Genomic DNA, 19,189 nt, shown 5'->3' on the forward strand with positions numbered 1-19,189 from the left:
TCTGGTGCTCTTGTTCGGTCCGGCTTCACTCGCCGGTGGGTACGGGTGAAGAACCTACGGCCAGTCAGGCGGTGCGGCGCCTGCGGGTCAACGCGAAGGCTCCGCCGCCGAGCACGATTACCGCTACCGCTCCGCCGATGATCAGGCCGAGCGGAGTGCCGTCGTCCTTCTCCTTGCTGGAGCCTGCCACGACGGCGTCGTCAGCCTTTTCTTTCTTCTCGGGCTGTGACGAAGCTGGTGCAGACGGGGCTGGGGAGGCCGAGGAGCCGGACGTCTTTTCCTTGGTGAGAGGGCTGATGTCCGGGGCGCCGGGGTTTCCCTTGCCCCTGAGGATGTTGACGGCCGGACGGATGATGCCGTGGCCGAGGTAGTTGCTGAGGGTGCCCTTCTCCCAGTCTCCTCGTCCAGCCGTATCGAAGAGGACGTTGAGAACCTGGTTGGCCGTCCAGTCGGGGTGGGCGGACCAGATCAGGGCGGCGGAGGCTGACGTGATGGCAGTTGCAGCGCTGGTTCCGCCATTTCCCTGACAATATCGCTCAAACTTCTGATCGCACCAGAATGGCAGATCGTCTCCAGGTGCGGCGATATCCACAAAATCACCGTGCTGGGAGGTGTCGGATACCTTGCCTAGTCGGTCAGTAGCAGCAACGCCGACAACCTCTGGGTACGCGGCAGGGTAGATCGATTTATTGCCTTCCTTGGATTCATTACCAACGGCCGCGAAGAACAACTTCCCTTTACTTTGAGCATATTTCACCGCTTCGATTTCTCGATCCATTTTGAACTCGCTACCGAACGACATGCTGATGATTTTTACATCGCTGTCGGCAGCAGCCCGGATCGAGTCGGCGGCGTCGTACGCATTCACGGAATGCTTATTCTGAAACTGAGTATCAGCGATTCTCATCGGGACGATCTTCGCCCCCGGGGCAAGACCTTTCAATCCTCCGCCCCGGCCTGTGCCAGCGATCAACTCAGCCATGGTGGTGCCGTGCCCGTCATAATCGTCGGTCTCATCTCCCTCGGCACCCGTGGCATCAAGCCCTTTGAGAACCTGACCCTTCAGTGACGGTGTAGACGAATTGACGCCCGTGTCGATGACAGCAACCTTTACGCCCTCACCTGTGGTTGTCTTCCACATCTCTTCAGCACGCATGGGTCCGAGGTACCACTGCTTCGACTGCACGTCTGCGGCAACCGCTGATGGAGCTACCCCGGCAATGCCCAGGCTCCAAGCGGCCGCCACAGCCAGAATGCCGACCAGGCGTCCCGACAAACCCTGAGGAGCAATGCTCCTCGGAGTCTGGTTCATTCCTTCTGTCATTCTGACTTCCGAACCTTCCCTGTACCTACTCGATCACCGGAGGCACGGCTCCACGCCGTCCAGCCGCCCATGTCTCTTCGTCTTCTGTCAGGTAGTCCGGACGGGTCGATACTCGGTCCTGGTCTTCATCCTCAGAGTCCCGCCGACCCACAGGGCCACGCACAAGACCTGCACCCCCAGCGGTGAAACCTCTCGTACCTGCACCGAATCCCGCAGCGCCGCCACGGGGTGTGCCCACAACTCCGTTGGTGCTGGGAGTGCCTCGCCCGCCAGGGCGGGACGCGCTGCTCGTTCCGCCGGCTCCGATGACTCCCCGCCGGCTGGCGCCACCAGCAGAGCCGCCCGTTTGTGCCGCTACCCCGGCTCCGATGACCGTGCCGCGCGGAACACCACGAGCCCCCCCGGGCGTACCTGCGCCCGGAACGGCGCGCTGCGGAGTCCCGCCTACGATGCCGCTTCCTCGACCGGCAAGCGGGCCGGAAGTTCCGGTCCTACCTGCAGGACCTCCTACCGCGGGCCTGCCGCCAGTCACACCAGATCGACCGGCAACAGGGGACTGACCGCCCCCGCGTCCGGATGTCCCTGAGGCCGAACCCCCGCCCATGGGAGCCGGACGCCCCACCGGCGCTCCGGCGCGGCCATTCGCCGCAGGGTCACGGCCAGTGGAGCCGCCGGCTCTGAACCCGCCGCCCCCGGGCTGCCCGACTGCCCTGGGTACGCCTGTTGATCCCTTAGACCACCGCGAGCCACCTGTCACGGGGTTCACAAAGCCATTTGCCATGGGCTGAGTCGAACCTCCGCCCGGACCTGCAGGACTTGTGGTCGAAGGCGTGGGGGACGGACCGGAATCGGTCACGGGGGCCGACGGCACGGTGATGCTGTCGATCTCTGTCGACGTACTCTTGTCCAGGACGGGCGCGACCAACCCAAATGCCTCATTGGGACGGGCGCTTGCGGTAGAACCCGGACCGCCACTCGCCGTATGCTCCGACACGCCTCGCGAGGTTCCGCCGCCTGACGGAGCGGAATCTGCCGACGATGAGGTCCCTGACTCGATCTGTCCGCGCTGCCGTCCTGATGGCCTCGGCATCGCAACATCAAGCTTCTTATCGAACCGCGGCGGCTCCTGCGCCGCCAGTGTCTCCTCCGAAACCGAGTAGTACGAAGCCAGCCTGTTCGCCTGGTTGATGGCCTCCTGGCGGTCCTTCTCGACCTTTACCGCCGCGGCGTACTCCGGGTTGCCATCGATCCGCTTCGGGGCCTCGATGTCCTCGACGGACTTGCGGTCCAGGCGGTTGTCGCGCGGCGGCAGGGACTTGCGCACCGATGCGAGGCCCGTGCCCGCGACCGTGATCTGTGTCCCGGCCGCCTCCGCGAAATCGCTCAGCTTCATGGCGTGGGCGACCAGGCCGTTGCCCCAGTCACGGAAGGCAATTCCGGACTCGCCCTCCCAGTCGACATCCCCGATGAAGTCGCCCAGTTCGTCCGCGGCCTCCTTGATGGCCGTCCTTGCCTTCAGGAGCGCCTGACCCGCGTCTTCGAGGTGCTCCGGATTGGAGTTCTCGATCAGGTCGATCATCGCGTTGAGCTCGTGGCCCTCGAACGAAGTCCGTCCTGAGGAGCCCGAACGCCCGAAGCCGAATGACTCCATGACGTTCTGGACCTGCCGGTTGACGTCAGTGACGATCAGTTGGGCCTGGACGCGTTGCTGGTCCTGCGCCTGCTGTTCCTTGGGGGTCAGCTCCGGCTGCTTGTCGTCACTCATCAGCTATCACCCAAGTCGTCATAGGCAGAGCCGGTCTTGCTGTCGGAGCGCGGCTGCTCGGGTTTGTCGGCCTTCTCGCCCTGCGCCTTCTCGTGCTCCTTGTCCAGGCGAGCTCGGATCTCATAGAACCGGCGCCGCACGTCGTCTTCCACGTTGTCGAAGCCGACGGCCGCCGCGTGCACGCCGAGGCTCAAGTATTCGATCTGGTCGCCGAGCGACTTGGAGAGCGAGACGAGCTCCTCGTGCACGCGGTTGTACTGCGTGTACAGCCCGTCCGCCTCCGCGAAGCACGCGTTCTGACCACTCAAGGCAGCGCGCGACACCGTCTGCGCCGCAATCTTCGACTTGCCGGCTGCCGAACCCTCGAGCTCCGCGAGCAGCGTGTTGACACGCCCCCTGAACGTCTCCAGCGCACCAACACCACGCCGGAGGTCGCCCGAGCCTCCCCCGCCACCGCCTGGACCGGTCACGATCCTGCCCTCCCCGATTCCCCGTTTGCTCAGACTGGCACTCGTTGCTGTCGCACCCGCGTGAACAAGTCTGACCTCATTCCACAAACTCTAGCCACCGGCTACGAGAGGACCAACTCTCTTGTCCATCACGTAACTTCCGCAGACCGATTCCCGGTTGACGGCCGCGTCAAGCATGGCCCACTCTTCCCAGGCGCCTGGACCGCCGTCGGGTATCGCGCACGGCCACGGCGACACCCGCTATGGCGGCGACCAGCACTGCCCCGCCCACCACCACGTACGTCGCCAGGCGTGCGTTGCGTTCGTCCGCCGTTTCGCCCAGGTGGAGTTCAGCCGGTGTCGGCGCTTCGCCCTTGCTCACACCTTCGTTCGCCACCGGGCGTTCGATGGGCTTGTCGTCCTCGGTCAGGGCACGCACCGGGTCGACGACGCCCCAGCCCACCAGACGATCGTGTCCCGCGACCGAGCGTTCCGCCGTCTGCTGGATCTGGGCGACGATCTGTTTCTGCGTCCAGCCCTGGTGCTTGGCCTTGATGAGGGCGGCGACTCCCGCGACGTACGGGGCCGAGAAGCTGGTGCCGTTGTCGGCGCAGTGTCCGCCGCCGGGCACCGTCGAGATCATGTCCACGCCGGGGGCGGCCACGCCCACGAACTCGCCGGACTGGGAGAAAGCCGCCCGTTCGTTGTTGCGGTCCGACGCGGCCACGGCCAGGACACCGTCGTACGAGGCCGGGTAGGTCTCCTTGACGTTGCCGTCCAGCCCGTCGTTGCCGGCAGAGGCGACGATCACAATGTTCTTGGCCAGGGCGGCGTCCACCGCCTGCTTCAGAACGCCCGCGGGCTTCACCGCGTTGGCCGTGTCCTGGGAGATGTTGATGACGTCCGCGTCGGCGACGTCGGCTGCGTAGCGGATGGAGGCGGCCAGCGATTCGGCCGTTCCGTGGCCCTCGGCGTCGTTCTGCTGGATCGGAATGATCGTCGCGTCCGGAGCCAGGCCGGTGAAGCCGGTGCCCTTCACCTCTCGCGCGGCGATGATTCCGGCGACCTTCGTGCCGTGACCGACCACGTCGGTGGTGCCGTTCTCCTTGCCGCGCTCGATCTTGGTGCCGTTCTCGTCCTCGAGGTTCTTCGGTAGGAAGTTGCTGCCGCTCCTGACGTCCACGGCCCCCTTGAGCTGAGGGTTTTTGACATCCACGCCCGTATCGATGACGGCCACCCGTACGCCCTCGCCGGTGGACTGCTTCCACAGCTCGTCCATCAGGACGCGCTGCAATGCCCAGGGACGGCCCGCGTACTTCTTCGAGGGGAAGGTGCACTGGGTGGAGTCGTCCGCGGCCGCGGGCAGTACGGGCAGCGTGACGAAGAGGACGGCGGTGGCGGCTGCGGCTGTCAGCGGACGCCGGTACGGAGAGGAGTGCGTCGTCATGTGGATGCGCTCCTCAGGAACCCTGCGGCTGACGGGCCGCGCCAGTCGACAGGCGTGGCCCCGTGGGCAGGAACGAGGACCAGGCGGCCGGGATGGGCGCGGGCACGACGTCCTTGTATCCGAGCCGGTTCTGCGCTTGTTGCGCCTCCTGCTGCCGCTGCGCCCTCTCCTCCTTCGAACCTGATTCGCCGATGCCGGAGTCGTCCTGCACGCTGTCGCCGTTGGACTGCATGGCATAGCGCAGACCGGTGTCGGTGACCAGGAAGAGGGGGCCGGAGTCAGCGCTGGACCCCTTGAACTGCCGGAAGAGCTGTCCGGATCCGGGGGTGACGTAGGCGCTGCTGGAGCCGGTGGGGAGCGTCGCGGGGAAGCTCTTGCCCGCCCACGTGCTGAGCGTGCTGGCCCCGTTCTTCGTGGCGACACCGCGCAGGACGTTGCACACGGTGTTACGACTGCCGGCCGCGGCGCTCGCGGAGTTGACGGGCGTCGGCGCGCTCGTGGGCCAGTCCATGTCCTGTCCGAAGACCTCGCCGGGCTCGAACGCTCCGGCGCTGACAGGCTTCTCCTTGCCGTCCTGGAGGTTGGCCAGGGCGCGGCTGCTGAGCAGGAGCTTCGCGACGAAGTCCGATACGGGGGCGACCCGGCCGGGCAGGACCACGTACTGCTGGGTCTTGGTGCCGGATGTCGCCGCGAGGACCATGCCCACCTTGTTCGCCTCGGGCGGCAGCTTCCCCGGGATGCCCGCGTCGTCGCCGGGGGTTCCGGGGACGGTCAGGAAGTCGACCGCGTCTCCGGTGTGCAGGGTGTCCAGCCACGCGGCGGAGACCCGCTGGGGGGCGCGGCCGTCGCCGACCAGGGTGCGCAGCAGCAGTTCGTCCTTCTTCACCTTGTACGCCTTGCCCGCGGCGTCCACGATGTAGCGGGTTCTGTCCGGTCCCGGTCCCTCGACGTACATCAGCTCGCCGCCGTGCAGTCGGCCCGCGCCCTCGGTCTTCTTCTGTTCGCGCTCCGCGAAGACGAACGCCGCCTTCTGGATGGCCCTGCCGCCCTCGCCGGGCCGCTCGCAGACGGCCCACCGCTTCTTCGAGCCGGCTTCGTCCTTGTCCGGCAGCCGGTCGGGGGCGTACGGGATGCCAAGCGTGGCGCCGTGCGCGATCTTGCCGCTGTCGAGAACCGATTCGTCGACGTTGATGACCTTGCCCTTGTCCGGGGCAAGGAGGAGCTTGGCGCTGGACATGTTCAGCACCGGGTGGAGCTGCGTCTTGCCATCGGTCTTCAACACCACATAGCGCGTGGTGGATTTGCTGGCGATGATGACGTTCTCATAGGGGGTGTCCCATTTCTGGGGTGCTACGGGCTTGAACATCCCCCAGGCCCCGAACGCCGCGAGGATGACGACGCCGACGATCGTACCGGGCACCACCGCACGCAGGGGGCGCGGTGCACCCTCCTCCGAGCCGGTCGGGTTGGGTTGCAGGAACTGCGCGATCAACCTCCGCTTCGCGAAGGTGTAGGCGTTGAGTTCGTCCCGCCGTGATGCCATCTGTCCGCTGCCCCTTTTCCCCAGTGGGCGACCAGGTTCCCACACAGGCCGTGGGCCACTGTCGTCGACTGGGCCCCCTACTATGCCTGTTGGCGCTTGACCGTCACTGCTCAGGTAGGGTGATCGCCCGGTCAACACCCGTGAAAAAACGGTACATACGGATACGAGGGGGCAACGCGGCGATGGGTGCAGCGACGCGCGAGCGCACGGGGCGGTCTACCCATCGAACGTCCAGCCCTTCCCGACGGCAACGCGGCAACGAGCCGGACGGCGCAGCACCCGCCCCGTCGGTGAACGCCCCTGCGGCGACAACTCTGCGGCCGATCTCGCGGACCGGTCGCATCGGTCCCGTACTGCGGCAGATGGTGCTCGTCGAGGCGGCCCTGGCGGTCGCCGCGGTGGGTGCCGTGCTCGGCGGTCCCTGGCTGGTTCCCGCAGTCGCGGGCGCCTGCCTGCTGGTGCTTCTCGCGGTGGTACGTCGCCGGGGCCGCGCCGTGCAGGACTGGCTGTCGACGACACTCTCCCTCCGCGATCGCAGGCGGACCGCCGTGGCGTCCGCCGTGGACGCGGAGCCGCAGCTGGCGCCGGTGGCGGAAAGTGTGCCGGGATTCGCTCCGTACATCTACGTCGACCGGGACCGCCGCACGGTGGGCATGCTCGGGGACGGCACGTTCCTGACCGCTGTCGTACGGGTCGAGGCCAGCGGTGAATCGCTCCGCCAGGCGCTCGGTGCGCGGGCGCTCCCGCTGTCCCTCCTGGGCGATGCCCTCTCGGTGGACGACATCGTGCTGGAGTCCGCGCAGCTCGTGCAGCAGGTACGCCCCGCTCCGGCGCAGCATCTGCCGCAGCAGTCGGCGGCGCGGCTCTCCTACGCCCCCCTTCAGGAGCAGACCGGGGCGACCGCGCTGCGGATGACCTGGGTGGCTGTGAAACTGGATCCGGAACTGTGCCGGGAGGCGGTCGAGGCGCGCGGGGGCGGAATCGGCGGAGCTCAGCGCTGTCTGGTTCGGGTCGCGGACCATGTGGCGAGCCGGATCACCGGCGCCGGATTCCGGGCCGTGGTGCTGGACCAGGAAGAGCTGCACTCCGCCGTGGCGACATCCGCGTGTGCCAATCCCATCCTGTCGGCCCGCGCCGGACGCCGGGATGCCGCGCCGCAGCGGCGGACGATGGAGACATCGAGGGTCTGGCGGTGCGACGACCGTTGGCACACCGCCTATGCGGTGGCCCGCTGGCCCGAGTTGGGCCGGGGGGCGACTCCTCTCCCACGCCTCGTATCGCTGCTGACCTCGGTCCCCGCGTATGCGACGACCTTCAGCCTGACGGTGCGACGCGGTTCACACCAGGGCGATGTGTCCGTGTCAGGTCACGTACGGATCACCGGCGGCTCCGATACCGAACTGGTCGGGGTGCGAAGGACATTGGAGCAAGCCGCACGGCACGCCAAGGTCGGCCTGGTGCGACTGGACCGCGAGCAGCTGCCGGGCGTGCTGGCGACGCTCCCGCTGGGAGGCGCACAGTGACGAATCGCACCGAGCGGAGGCGGGGACTGCGCGGCCCTCGCCACGCGGGGCACACCCTGGCGAAGGAGCACCTGGGCGCGCTGTCCTTGCCGGTCGGGGACGACGGCGTGATCATCGGCAGCGATGCCGAGGGGCGCCCGCAGATGATCGGGTTCCACCGCCCGGCGCCGTACGACGTCCTGTTGATCGGCGGCCTGTGGACCGCGCAGGTGCTGGCGCTGCGCGCGGCAGCTACGGGTGCGCGGGTAGCGGTCGAGACCGGGCGCACCCAGGCGTGGACCACTCTGGCGCAAGCCGCGGGTGCGGGTCTTGAGTGCATCTCCCTCCATGACGTGGGCCGGGTTCCGCCGACCGGAGCGACCGTGGGCAGCCCGGTGGTGGTGGTGCGCGACTGTGGCATGCGCCCGCCCCGTGGCCGGGTGGTGTCCTCGCCATGGCAGTCGGTGCTGACGCTGCTGCCCTATCTGAGTCCTGTGGCGCCCCGGTTGATGCGGGCTTCGACGCTCGTGGGTATCCAGCGGGTCTCGCCCGCCGAGGCGGACCAGATCGGCCGGATCCTGGGGCTCGCTCGGGCCGAGAGCGAGGCCCTGCCCACCCTGGCGGACGGTGTGACGCTCTGGGTGGCGGGCCGCGAGCGCCACTGGGTGATGACCAGCGCGACGGATATCGAGAACGGCCTGCTGGGCACTGCCCGCCGGATGGACTGAATACTGTTTCGTTCGCAACCCCGGGCCTGCCGCTTCCAGGGAGGATGGCCGGGGAACGACACGGTTCGATCGAAGGGACGCCGACATGGGCACCCAGCAGGAAAAGGAAGAGCTCTACGCTCTCGACATCTCGGATGTGGAGTGGCTGAGCGCACCGGGGACCGAGGACGTCGAGGAACGGGTCGAGATCGCGCATCTGCCGGGCGGTGCAGTCGCCATGCGCTCGTCGCTGGACCCGGAGACCGTGTTGCGGTACACGGAGGCCGAGTGGCGCGCCTTCGTACTGGGCGCACGGGACGGTGAGTTCGACCTCACGTAGGCAATGGTCGGGTGAAAGGGTGGCTGTCCGAACACGGCGGCCACCCTTTCATCACGCTCGGATATGTATCGAATTGACCGTTTCGGTCCGTGTGCTCTGCCGTACTCGGGGCACTTGAGGGCGGTGCGTGACCTACTGGCCAGTTCCTGCCGTGCGGTACGGCCTGCCGCAGTGAGCCCGATGACGATTAGGGTGGGTCGGGGGCAGCAGAAGAACCTGCGGGCAGGCGATGCGCGTCCCAAGGGGGAGAGCCGGGCGGATCGGAAACGGGAACGGTCGCCCCCACCCACCACGGCACAAGGGTGCTCGACCACACCAGGAGGCAAAGTGAACGGCGATCGGGACGAAATCCGAGGGGGCTGGAGCAGGCCCGTCGACGAGTCGTCCGACGCGGAGCCCGCCGAGATGACGGGTGAGTTCACCATCGACTACACCCCGCCCGCCTGGTACACGCAGAACGCGTCGGAGGACTCGTCGGGCGGGGCCGGAACGCACCTGGCGCCGCCTCCGCCGCCCAATGGGGCGCCTGTGTCCGCACCCGGGCTGCCGGCGGGGGGCGGCTTCGAACCCGACTGGACCCCGGCGCCACCCGCGCCTGCGCCCGCTCCGCCTGTGGCCCCTGTGGGTCAGACGCCTCCTGCCGCTTCCGCCGCCGCTCCTTCGCCCGCCCCTGCGGAGGGCGCGGGGAACGGTGCGCCGGATCCGTTCGGGGGCGGTGATGTGGAGAGCGGCGCGACCATGCGGTTCTCACCTGCCGCGCTGAAGCGCGAGATCGCGGAGCGGGAGGCGGCTGCGGACGGGGTGCGGGTCGGATCCGGTGCCGGTTCCGAAGGCCCTGTCGGCGACCCGGTCGGTACGGACGCGGGTGCGACGGCAGGAGCCGATTCCGTACCGTCGGATTCCGTCCGGTCCGAGCAGCCCGAGCAGCCCAGCCGGACCGATGCCGCACAGCCTTCCGACGCGGCGGCCGACGACGGTACGGACTCCGTTGCCGAGGAGGCTCCGGATGACGGCGCCGGCGCTCCGTCCGACGCGCCCGCCGACTCCGTGCCCGCGGCTGCCGCTCCCGCTCCGGCACCTCAGGACGCCACGCCCCCGGCCGCACCGACCCCGTGGACCCCGGCGCCGCCCGCGCAAGGCGGTCTGCCGCCGCTGCCGCCCTCATTCCAGCCCGCCACTCCGCAGCCCAACGCGCCCCAGCCGGCGCCGCAGTGGCCCGCGACAGCTCCGGCTCCCGCTCCGGCGAGCGAGGCGCCCGGTGGTTACGGATTCCCGAACGCTGCACAGACACCGCAGGCGCCCCAGGCACCGCAGTTCCCGCAGCCCGCCCAGCCGCCTGCTCAAGGAACACCGCCGCAGCAGGGCAGTTACGGATTCCCCCCGTCACCGCAGGCACCCCAGTGGCCCGCACAGCAGGAGGCACCAGAGGGCGGTTACGGATTCCCGCAGACACCCCAGCCCCAGCCCCAGGCACCCCAGCCGCCGGTCCAGGGTGCTTCCCACCTGCCCGCGCCGGTCGCCCCGCAGCCGCCCTCCCACCAGCAGCTGCCACAGCAACAGCCCCAGCAGCAATATCCGCCGCAGGGACCGCCCGTAGATCCGCGGACCGGGGCGGCCTGGCCGACGGCGGTCACGCATGACCAGCGCGAGCGGTCCGTACCGGGTGCTCCGCTCGGCTACACGGCGGCCGTCGAGCTCTCCTCCGACCGTCTGGTCCGGGGCAAGCAGAAGGCGAAGAGCAGCCGCACACCGTCCGCCGCATCCCGCTTCAAGCTGGGCAGCAAGAAGGAAGAGGCCGAGCGGCAGCGCAAGCTCGACCTGATCCGTACACCCGTGCTGTCCTGCTACCGGATAGCGGTCATCAGCCTCAAGGGCGGCGTCGGCAAGACCACGACGACCACCGCGCTGGGCGCGACCCTGGCCACCGAGCGGCAGGACAAGATCCTCGCCATCGACGCCAACCCGGACGCCGGCACGCTCGGCCGCCGGGTGCGCCGCGAGACCGGGGCGACCATCCGTGATCTGGTCCAGGCGATCCCGTACCTCAACTCGTACATGGACATCCGCCGCTTCACCTCGCAGGCGCCGTCCGGCCTGGAGATCATCGCCAACGACGTGGACCCGGCGGTCTCGACGACCTTCAACGACGAGGACTACCGGCGCGCGATCGACGTCCTCGGCCGGCAGTACCCGATCATCCTCACCGACTCGGGCACCGGTCTGCTCTACAGCGCGATGCGCGGAGTGCTGGACCTCGCCGATCAGTTGATCATCATCTCGACCCCGTCGGTCGACGGTGCGTCCAGCGCCTCCACCACACTGGACTGGCTCTCGGCGCACGGATACGCGGATCTGGTGCAGCGGTCCATCACCGTCATCTCCGGGGTCCGCGAGACCGGCAAAATGATCAAGGTCGATGACATCGTGCAGCACTTCGAGACGCGCTGCCGGGGCGTGGTCGTCGTGCCGTTCGACGAGCATCTGTCTGCCGGTGCCGAGGTCGACCTCGACATGATGCGTCCGAAGACGCGTGAGGCGTACTTCAACCTCTCCGCGATGGTGGCCGAGGACTTCGCCCGCGCCCAGCAGCAGCAGGGGCTGTGGACCTCGGACGGCAGCAACCCTCCGCCGCAGTACGCTCCGCCGATGCCCGGACACCAGATGCCCGGTCAGCAGCAGTACGCACCGCAGCAGCCGGGTCAGCCGTATCCGCCCCAGCAGCCCCAGCAGCCCCAGGGCCCGGGACAGCCGTACCCGCCCCAGCAGCCGTACGGCGGCCGGCAGACCCAGCAGCCCTACCCGCCGCAATCGGGCCCCGGCGGGCAGCAGAACGGCTGGCAGCAGCTGCCGCCAGCGCCTCAGCAGTAAGGCATCAGAGGTCTCAACCAATGAGGGCCCGCGCCGTTCCCACGGTGCGGGTCCTCTTCGCATTCCTGCAGCCCACACGCCATTTGACACACCGTTGACGCGGCTCGACCACCGCTGATAAACCTTCGCTTCACCAGCTGGCGAACCAGAGATCAACCCGCCTTCTCCGTGCGAGTCATGACGCGAGGTCCCCGTCCATGGTCACAAGAGTCCCACCACCCTCCGCTCAGCCACGCTCACGTCTGCGTACCCTCCTGGCTTCCGGTGCCGCGGCCCTTGCCCTGGCCGCCGGGTCGATCGTCCCGGGGATGCCCCTCGGCGCCGCGCCTCAGCAGGCACGGGCCGCCGACAACGGCAGGACGACGCTGACTGTCGCGGTCGCGCAGAGCGTCGACTCGCTGAGCCCGTTCCTCGCTCAGCGGCTCATGAGCACCAGCGTCCAGCGGCTCATGTACGACTTCCTCACCAATTACGACGCCAAGGACAACCACACGATCCCCGGCCTCGCCACCAAGTGGGAGCCGTCCGCGGACAAGTTGACCTGGACGTACACCATTCGGTCCAACTCCAAGTGGTCGGACGGGCAGCAGGCCACCGCCGAGGACGCGGCGTGGACCTTCAACAAGATGATGACCGACGAGGGCGCCGCCACCTCGAACGGCAACTTCGTCGCCAACTTCAAGAAGGTCACGGCACCCAGCCCGGACAAGCTGGTCATCGAGCTCAAGGAACCGCAGGCCACCATGGCCGCGCTCGATGTACCGATCGTTCCCCAGCACGTCTGGGAGAAGGTCGGGGACTTCTCGAAGTTCAACAACGACACGAAGTTCCCCATCGTGGGGAACGGGCCGTTCATCCTGACCGACTACAAGGTCGACCAGTATGTGAAGCTCAAGGCCAACAAGAACTTCTGGCGCGGTGCGCCCAAGTTCGACGAGCTGGTCTTCAAGACGTACAAGGACCAGGACGCCGCGGTCGCCGCGCTGCGCAAGGGTGAGGTGTCATTCGTCGCGGGCGCCCCCGCGCTGACGCCCGCCCAGGCCGCGTCCCTCAAGGGTGACAAGAACATCAAGGTCAACGAGGGGCCGGGCCGCCGCTTCTTCGCACTGGCGACCAACCCGGGCGCGCAGACCAAGGACGGCAAGAAGTTCGGCAACGGCAACAAGGCCCTGCTCGACCAGAAGGTGCGCCAGGCGCTCTTCCTCTCGGTCGACCGCAAGACCATCATTGACAAGGTCTTCCAGGGGCACGCCGTCGAGGGCCAGGGGTACATCCCGCCGCGCTACGGGGACTACTTCTGGCAGCCGTCCGACAGCCAGAAGCTGGCGTACGACCCGGCCCGGGCGGCCAAGCTGCTCGACCAGGCGGGCTACAAGCTCAAGGGCGACCAGCGTGTCGGCAAGGACGGCAAGCCGCTCGACCTGCGCATCCTGTGCCACGCCACGGACCCCAACGACAAGGCGATCGGCAAGTACCTCAAGGAGTGGTGGGGCAAGCTCGGCATCGGGCTGAAGGTGGACTGCCTCGACGACGTCTCCGTGCCCTGGTACGCCGGCGAGTACGACCTCGCGTTCGACGGCTGGTCCGTCAACCCGGACCCGGACTTCGTCCTCGGCATCCACACCTGCTCCGCCCTGCCCGCCAAGGCCAAGGAGAGCGCCGCCACGGACAACTTCATCTGCGACAAGACGTACGACGAGCTGTACAAGAAGCAGCTCGCCGAGTACGACCCGGCCAAGCGGGCGGACACCGTCAAGCAGATGGAGTCGTGGTTGTACGACTCCGGGTACATGAACATCATCGCGTACCCGAACGCGGTCGAGGCGTACCGGACGGACCAGATCAAGTCCATCACCACCATGCCCAAGGCGGCCGGCAACATCTACGGCCAGGACGGGTACTGGAGTTGGTGGTCGGCCGTTCCGGCGGTTGACGGCAAGAGCGGTTCGGGCAGTGACAGCGGCGGCGACTCCACCGGTGTCGTCATCGGCATCGTCGTCGCCGTGGTGGTGCTCGCCGGTGGCGGGTTCCTCATCACGCGTCGCCGCCGCACCACGGCGGAGGACCGCGAATAATCACGCGAACGGGATGAGAGGGACCGGCAGCGCGGGGTCGCGACACCCTCCCTGCCGGTCCCTCCAAGTGCAGCACGAGTAACGAGAGTTCCCCATGACAGCTGACAGCACTCCGGCGCTCGTGCAGAACGCGGATGCGGACACCGACGGCCCGGCTCCGGCCGGGCCGTCGGCCGCCCGCGGCCCACGGGCGCGCAACACCAAGGCCTATCTCCAGTACGTGGCAGCCAAGATCGCGGGAGCGGTCGTCTCACTGTTCGCCGTTCTGGTCACCAGCTTCTTCCTCTTCCGGCTCATCCCCAGCGACCCTGTGAAGCAGATGACCGGCGGCCGCCGCGTCTCCGCCGAGCAGCTGGATTCGCTCCGACACCAGTTCGGCCTCGACCAGCCGCTCTGGAAGCAGTTCACGAGTTACGTGGGTGACGCGCTGACCGGGGACTTCGGTACCTCGTTCCAGTTCCACGCCCCCGTCATCGACAAGATCACCGAGGCGCTCCCGGCAACGCTGCTGCTCACCGGCACGGCATACGTCCTCTACACGGCGCTCGGCATCTGGCTGGGCACCCGTACGGCCTGGCGCAACGGCTCCCGCAGCGACCGCTTCAACACCGCGTTCGCGCTCACGCTCTACTCGGTGCCCTCGTTCTGGCTCGGTCTGCTGCTCATCATCGTCTTCTCGGTGGGCATCGGCCCGATCCCAGGCATGTTCCCGACGGGGGGCCTGGAGTCGGGCGGGGAGACCGGCTTCGCGTACGTCATCGATGTCGCCCATCACCTGGTGCTTCCCGTGATCACACTGGTCGCGGTCGGCTATGCGCAGACGCTCCTCGTGATGCGTTCCTCGCTCCTCGACGAGATGGGCAGCGACTATCTGACGACGGCCCGCGCAAAGGGGCTCCGTGACGATGTCGTACGGCGCAAGCACGCCGTCCCGAACGCGATGCTGCCGACATTCACACTGATGTTCGTGAACCTGGGGCATGTGGTGGCGGGCCAGATCCTGGTCGAGACGGTGTTCTCCTGGCCCGGTCTCGGCGGTCTCTTCTACCAGGGGCTGAGCGTTCCCGACCTTCCCCTCGTCCAAGGGCTGTTCTTCGTCTTCGCCACTGCGGTGATCCTGGCGAACACCCTCGCCGACGTGCTGTATCCGCTGCTTGATCCCCGGGTGGGCCGATGACGACCGAACCATTGCCCGTGCAGAACGAAGCGGGCGTGACCACGAACCCGCGCGCCCTGGCCCGGGCCCGTAAGCGCCAGTCCCTGGCCCGCTTCTGGCGGGAGTACCGCACACACCGGGGCGGCCTGTGGGGGCTGGCCGGGCTCATCCTGATCGCGCTGACCGCCGTGTTCGCGCCCACGCTGGCCGGCGCCGACTCGCAGAGCGTCACCGCCGCACCGGGCGGCGCCCTCGAATCGCCCAGCGGAGAATTCCCGCTCGGTACCGACCAGTTCGGACGCAGCGTCCTGGCACTCCTGGTGTGGGGTGCGCGCGTCTCGCTTACCGTGGGGCTGCTCGCCGCGTTCCTGTGCGTGGCGATCGGCACGGTCGTCGGGATCGTCGCGGGCCACTTCCACGGCTGGTACTCGACGGTTCTGATGCGCGTCACCGACTGGTTCCTGGTGATGCCGACCCTGGTTCTCGCGATCGCGCTCGCCACCGTGATGGACCGCTCCATCTGGACGATCATCATCGCGATCGGCGTCACGACCTGGCCGACCACGGCCCGCCTCGTCCGTGCCCAGACGCTCGCCGTGGAGTCACGTCCGTACATCGAGCGTGCCCGCGCGCTCGGCGGCGGGCACGGGCACATCATGACCCGCCATGTGCTGCCGAACGTGATGCCGCTGGTGCTCGCGCAGACCACGCTCGTGATCTCCAGCGCAATCCTCACCGAGGCCACGCTCGCCTTCCTCGGCCTCGGCGACCCGACCGTCACCTCCTGGGGCGGCATGCTCCAGGACGCACGTGAGGCGGGCGCGGTGAGCGCGGGCGACTGGTGGTACCTGGCACCGCCCGGTGTCGCCATCGCCCTGGTGGCCCTGTCGTTCACTCTGTGCGGCCGCGCGATCGAGTCCGTCCTCAACCCCAGGCTGGGGGTGGCCCGTTGAATACACCGAGCACACAGAAAGCGCCCCTGCTTGACGTCCGCGACCTCTCGGTCACGTACGCCGGCGGTGCCCGCGCGGTCCGTGGCGTGAACCTCACCGTCGACGCGGGCCAGAAGCTCGGCATCGCCGGGGAGTCGGGCTGCGGCAAGTCCACGCTGGCGCTGGCACTGCTGCGGCTGCTGCCCGCCGGGACGAAGGTCTCCGGCCAGATCCTGCTGAACGGCGAGGACGTCCTCACCATGAAGTGGGGCCAGGTCAGGGCGGTGCGCTGGGCAGGCGCCTCGATCGTGTTCCAGGGCGCGATGCATTCGCTGAACGCCGTGCACCGCATCGGGGACCAGATCGCCGAGCCGATCCTGCTGCACAGGAAGGCCACCCCGTCCGGGGCGAAGAAGAAGGCCGGCGAACTCCTGGAGCAGGTGGGACTGCCGGCCTCCCGCGCCGACTCCTATCCGCACGAGCTCTCCGGAGGGCAGCGACAGCGCGTCATGATCGCGATGGCGCTCGCCTGCGATCCGGGCCTGATCATCGCCGACGAGCCGACGACCGCCCTCGATGTGATGATCCAGGCCCAGATCCTGCGCCTGATCGAGCAGCTGGTGTCCGAGCAGGACCTGGGTCTGATCATGATCAGCCATGACCTGGCCGTGCTCTCGGACACCTGTGACCGGCTCGCGGTGATGTACGCGGGCCGGGTCGTGGAGGAGGGCCCGGCGTCCCAGGTCTACGAGGACGCGCACCATCCGTACAGCAAGGCGCTGTCGGGCGCGTTCCCGCGCATCGGGGACCCGGCGTCCCGGTTCGCGCCCCGCGGGCTGCCCGGCGATCCGCCTGACCCGTCGGCGCTGCCCGCCGGCTGCACGTTCCATCCGCGCTGTCCGGTGGCGCTGGACTCCTGCACCACGCAGGACCAGGAGCTCCGGGAGTCGGATGCCCTGCGGCGGGCCGCCTGTGTGCTGGTGGAACCGGGGGCGGCCGGCGCCGCGCCCCGGCAGGGTGCCGAGGAAGCAAGGAGCACAACATGACCACCCCCACTCCCCTGCTGAGCGCGGAGGAACTGAAGGTCGCCTTCCCCGGCCGGCGCGGAGCCGCGACGGCGCGCGCGGTGGACGGTGTCGACCTGGACATCCGGCCCGGCGAGATCGTCGCGCTGGTCGGCGAGTCCGGGTGCGGCAAGACGACGCTGGCGCGCTCCCTGCTGGGGCTCGTCCCCCCGACGTCCGGCCGGGTCACGTTCGGCGGCAAGCCGCTCGACTACTCGGGCCGTGCCCTGAAGGCGTACCGCAAGCGCGTCCAGCTCGTGCTGCAGGACCCCAGCGGCTCGCTCAACCCGCGGCACACGGTGTACGACGCGGTCGCGGAGGGGCTGCGGATCCACGGGTACGCGGGTGATGAGCGGACGGCGGTCGCGGAGGCGCTGTCGCGGGCGGGGCTGCGGCCTCCCGAGCGGTTCTTCCTGCGCTATCCGCACGAGCTCTCGGGCGGTCAGCGCCAGCGCGTCGTGATCGCGGGCGCCCTCGTCCTGGAACCGGAACTCATCGTTGCCGACGAACCCGTCGCCTCGCTCGACGCCTCGGTGCGCGGTGAGATCCTGGCCCTGCTGCTGCGGCTGAGGGACGAACTGGGACTGTCCGCACTGGTGGTCACGCACGACCTGGGGCTGGCGTGGAACATCGCCGACCGGGTCGCGGTGATGTATCTCGGCCGGATCGTGGAGACGGGCGGGGTCGAGCAGATCCTCACGGCTCCGCAGCATCCGTACACCCGGGCACTGCTGTCGGTGCTGCCCGAGGCCGAGGGCGATCCGGTGATCCTCACGGGCGAGCCGCCGGACCCGGCCAAGGTGCCGTCCGGCTGCCGGTTCCACGTCCGCTGCCAGGTCCTCGCGTCGGGCGAGGCCGAGCGGGCGGGGGTGGCGGATGCCTGCCGCACGAAGGATCTTCCGGTGCTCGCGGGCAGCGGGGAGACGCAGGTGGCGTGTCACTGGGCGAACGCGATGGCGGGCGTGGAGGTGTAAGGCCGCGCCCTCTACGGCTCCGGCCGGGACCGCTGCCCGCGGTCCCGGCCGGAGCCGTACCCGAGGAAGGTCAGCCGCGGTCGTACGCCGCGGTCAGCTCGCCGGCCCGCTTCACATCCGCGGCCATCGCCACCAGCAGGTCGTCTATCGAGTCGAACTTCTGCATCCCGCGGACGTACGCGAGGAAGTCGACGGAGACATGGAGCCCGTACAGATCAAGACCGACGCGGTCGATCGCGTACGCCTCGACCGTCCGCTCCGTGCCGTCGAACTGCGGGTTCGTGCCGACCGAGATCGCGGCGGGCATGGCCTCGTCGTCCACGTTCAGCCAGCCCGCGTACACGCCGTCGGCGGGGATCGCGGTGTGCGGCAGGGTCTCCACGTTCGCCGTCGGGAAGCCCAGTGCGCGGCCGCGCTGCGCGCCGCGGACGACGATGCCCTCGACCCGGTGCGGGCGGCCCAGGACCTCGGCTGCGCCCGCCACATCGCCCTCGGCGACGAGCCTGCGGGTGAGAGTGGAGGAGAACGGCTCGCCGCCGCCCGCCTCGCCGCTCAGAACCAGATCGATGACCTCGACGCCGTAGTCGTACGTCGCGCCGAACTCGGTGAGCAGCTGCACGTTCCCCGCGGCCCTGTGACCGAAACGGAAGTTGGGGCCCTCGATGACCAGCTGAGCATGCACCTTGTCGACCAGCACCTTCACGATGAAGTCGGCGGGCGCCAGCTTCGAGAACTCGGTGGTGAACGGCAGGATCAGCAGCGCGTCCACGCCCAGCTCGGCCATCAGCTCCGCGCGCCGGTGGTGCGGGGCGAGCAGGGGCGGGTGGCTGCCGGGCCGTACGACCTCGCTGGGGTGCGGGTCGAAGGTCACGACGACCGACGGCACGCCGAGCTCGCGCGCCCGGTCGACGGCTCTGCCGATGATCAGCTGGTGTCCGCGGTGCACCCCGTCGTAGGAGCCGATGGTGACGACGCTGCGTCCCCAGTCCTGGGGGATGTCCTCCAAGCCACGCCAGCGCTGCACTCTGACCGCTCCTCGCCCG

The 19,189-nt window shown here is 68.7% G+C and carries 14 protein-coding genes; 9 read left to right on the plus strand and 5 right to left on the minus strand.

Annotated features, from left to right (window positions below; genetic code table 11):
* Positions 1-64 precede the first annotated feature (64 nt).
* The 4 genes from OH809_RS12475 to eccB form a co-directional block, all read right to left on the minus strand.
* On the minus strand, positions 65-1,324 hold the full coding sequence (locus tag OH809_RS12475; protein WP_406422322.1) for a S8 family serine peptidase: 1,260 nt from the start codon (positions 1,322-1,324) through the stop codon (positions 65-67).
* Positions 1,325-3,088: 1,764 nt separating this feature from the next.
* Positions 3,089-3,562, minus strand: a complete 474-nt coding sequence (locus OH809_RS12480; RefSeq protein ID WP_406425227.1) for a hypothetical protein — start codon at positions 3,560-3,562, stop codon at positions 3,089-3,091.
* 166 nt (positions 3,563-3,728) lie between these two features.
* The gene (mycP, locus tag OH809_RS12485; RefSeq protein ID WP_406422321.1) at positions 3,729-4,985 is read right to left on the minus strand and encodes a type VII secretion-associated serine protease mycosin; all 1,257 of its coding nucleotides are present in this window, start codon (positions 4,983-4,985) and stop codon (positions 3,729-3,731) included.
* 13 nt (positions 4,986-4,998) lie between these two features.
* Entirely contained in the window at positions 4,999-6,528 is a 1,530-nt protein-coding gene (gene eccB / locus OH809_RS12490; protein WP_406422320.1) for a type VII secretion protein EccB, read from the minus strand.
* 182 nt (positions 6,529-6,710) lie between these two features.
* Between eccB and eccE the strand changes: the two genes are divergently transcribed.
* From eccE to OH809_RS12535, 9 genes are all read left to right on the plus strand, one after another.
* On the plus strand, positions 6,711-8,051 hold the full coding sequence (gene eccE / locus OH809_RS12495) for a type VII secretion protein EccE (protein WP_406422319.1): 1,341 nt from the start codon (positions 6,711-6,713) through the stop codon (positions 8,049-8,051).
* On the plus strand, positions 8,048-8,758 hold the full coding sequence (locus OH809_RS12500; protein WP_406422318.1) for a hypothetical protein: 711 nt from the start codon (positions 8,048-8,050) through the stop codon (positions 8,756-8,758). The genes eccE and OH809_RS12500 overlap by 4 nt, the downstream gene beginning before the upstream one ends.
* Before the next feature lie 85 nt (positions 8,759-8,843).
* Entirely contained in the window at positions 8,844-9,077 is a 234-nt protein-coding gene (locus tag OH809_RS12505) for a DUF397 domain-containing protein (RefSeq protein WP_406384356.1), read from the plus strand.
* 327 nt (positions 9,078-9,404) lie between these two features.
* Entirely contained in the window at positions 9,405-11,945 is a 2,541-nt protein-coding gene (locus OH809_RS12510) for an SCO5717 family growth-regulating ATPase (protein WP_406422316.1), read from the plus strand.
* A 197-nt stretch (positions 11,946-12,142) separates the two neighbouring features.
* On the plus strand, positions 12,143-14,020 hold the full coding sequence (locus tag OH809_RS12515) for an ABC transporter substrate-binding protein (RefSeq protein WP_406422315.1): 1,878 nt from the start codon (positions 12,143-12,145) through the stop codon (positions 14,018-14,020).
* A 94-nt stretch (positions 14,021-14,114) separates the two neighbouring features.
* A complete protein-coding gene (locus tag OH809_RS12520) occupies positions 14,115-15,197 on the plus strand; it encodes an ABC transporter permease (protein WP_398958278.1) in 1,083 nt (360 codons plus the stop codon).
* A complete protein-coding gene (locus OH809_RS12525; protein ID WP_406422314.1) occupies positions 15,194-16,129 on the plus strand; it encodes an ABC transporter permease in 936 nt (311 codons plus the stop codon). Before OH809_RS12520 ends, OH809_RS12525 begins: the two co-directional genes overlap by 4 nt.
* A complete protein-coding gene (locus OH809_RS12530) occupies positions 16,126-17,154 on the plus strand; it encodes an ABC transporter ATP-binding protein (RefSeq protein ID WP_406422313.1) in 1,029 nt (342 codons plus the stop codon). The genes OH809_RS12525 and OH809_RS12530 overlap by 4 nt, the downstream gene beginning before the upstream one ends.
* Positions 17,151-18,146 carry an oligopeptide/dipeptide ABC transporter ATP-binding protein gene (locus OH809_RS12535; RefSeq protein WP_406422312.1) on the plus strand — a complete coding sequence of 332 codons (996 nt, stop codon included), beginning with the start codon at positions 17,151-17,153 and terminating at the stop codon, positions 18,144-18,146. Before OH809_RS12530 ends, OH809_RS12535 begins: the two co-directional genes overlap by 4 nt.
* Before the next feature lie 70 nt (positions 18,147-18,216).
* On the opposite strand, the gene OH809_RS12540 is transcribed toward OH809_RS12535, so the two are convergent.
* Complete coding sequence (locus OH809_RS12540) at positions 18,217-19,170, minus strand: bifunctional riboflavin kinase/FAD synthetase (protein ID WP_406422311.1); 954 nt, start codon at positions 19,168-19,170, stop codon at positions 18,217-18,219.
* Positions 19,171-19,189: the final 19 nt, after the last annotated feature.

Source organism: Streptomyces sp. NBC_00873 (assembly GCF_045207415.1).
GTDB lineage: Bacteria > Actinomycetota > Actinomycetes > Streptomycetales > Streptomycetaceae > Streptomyces.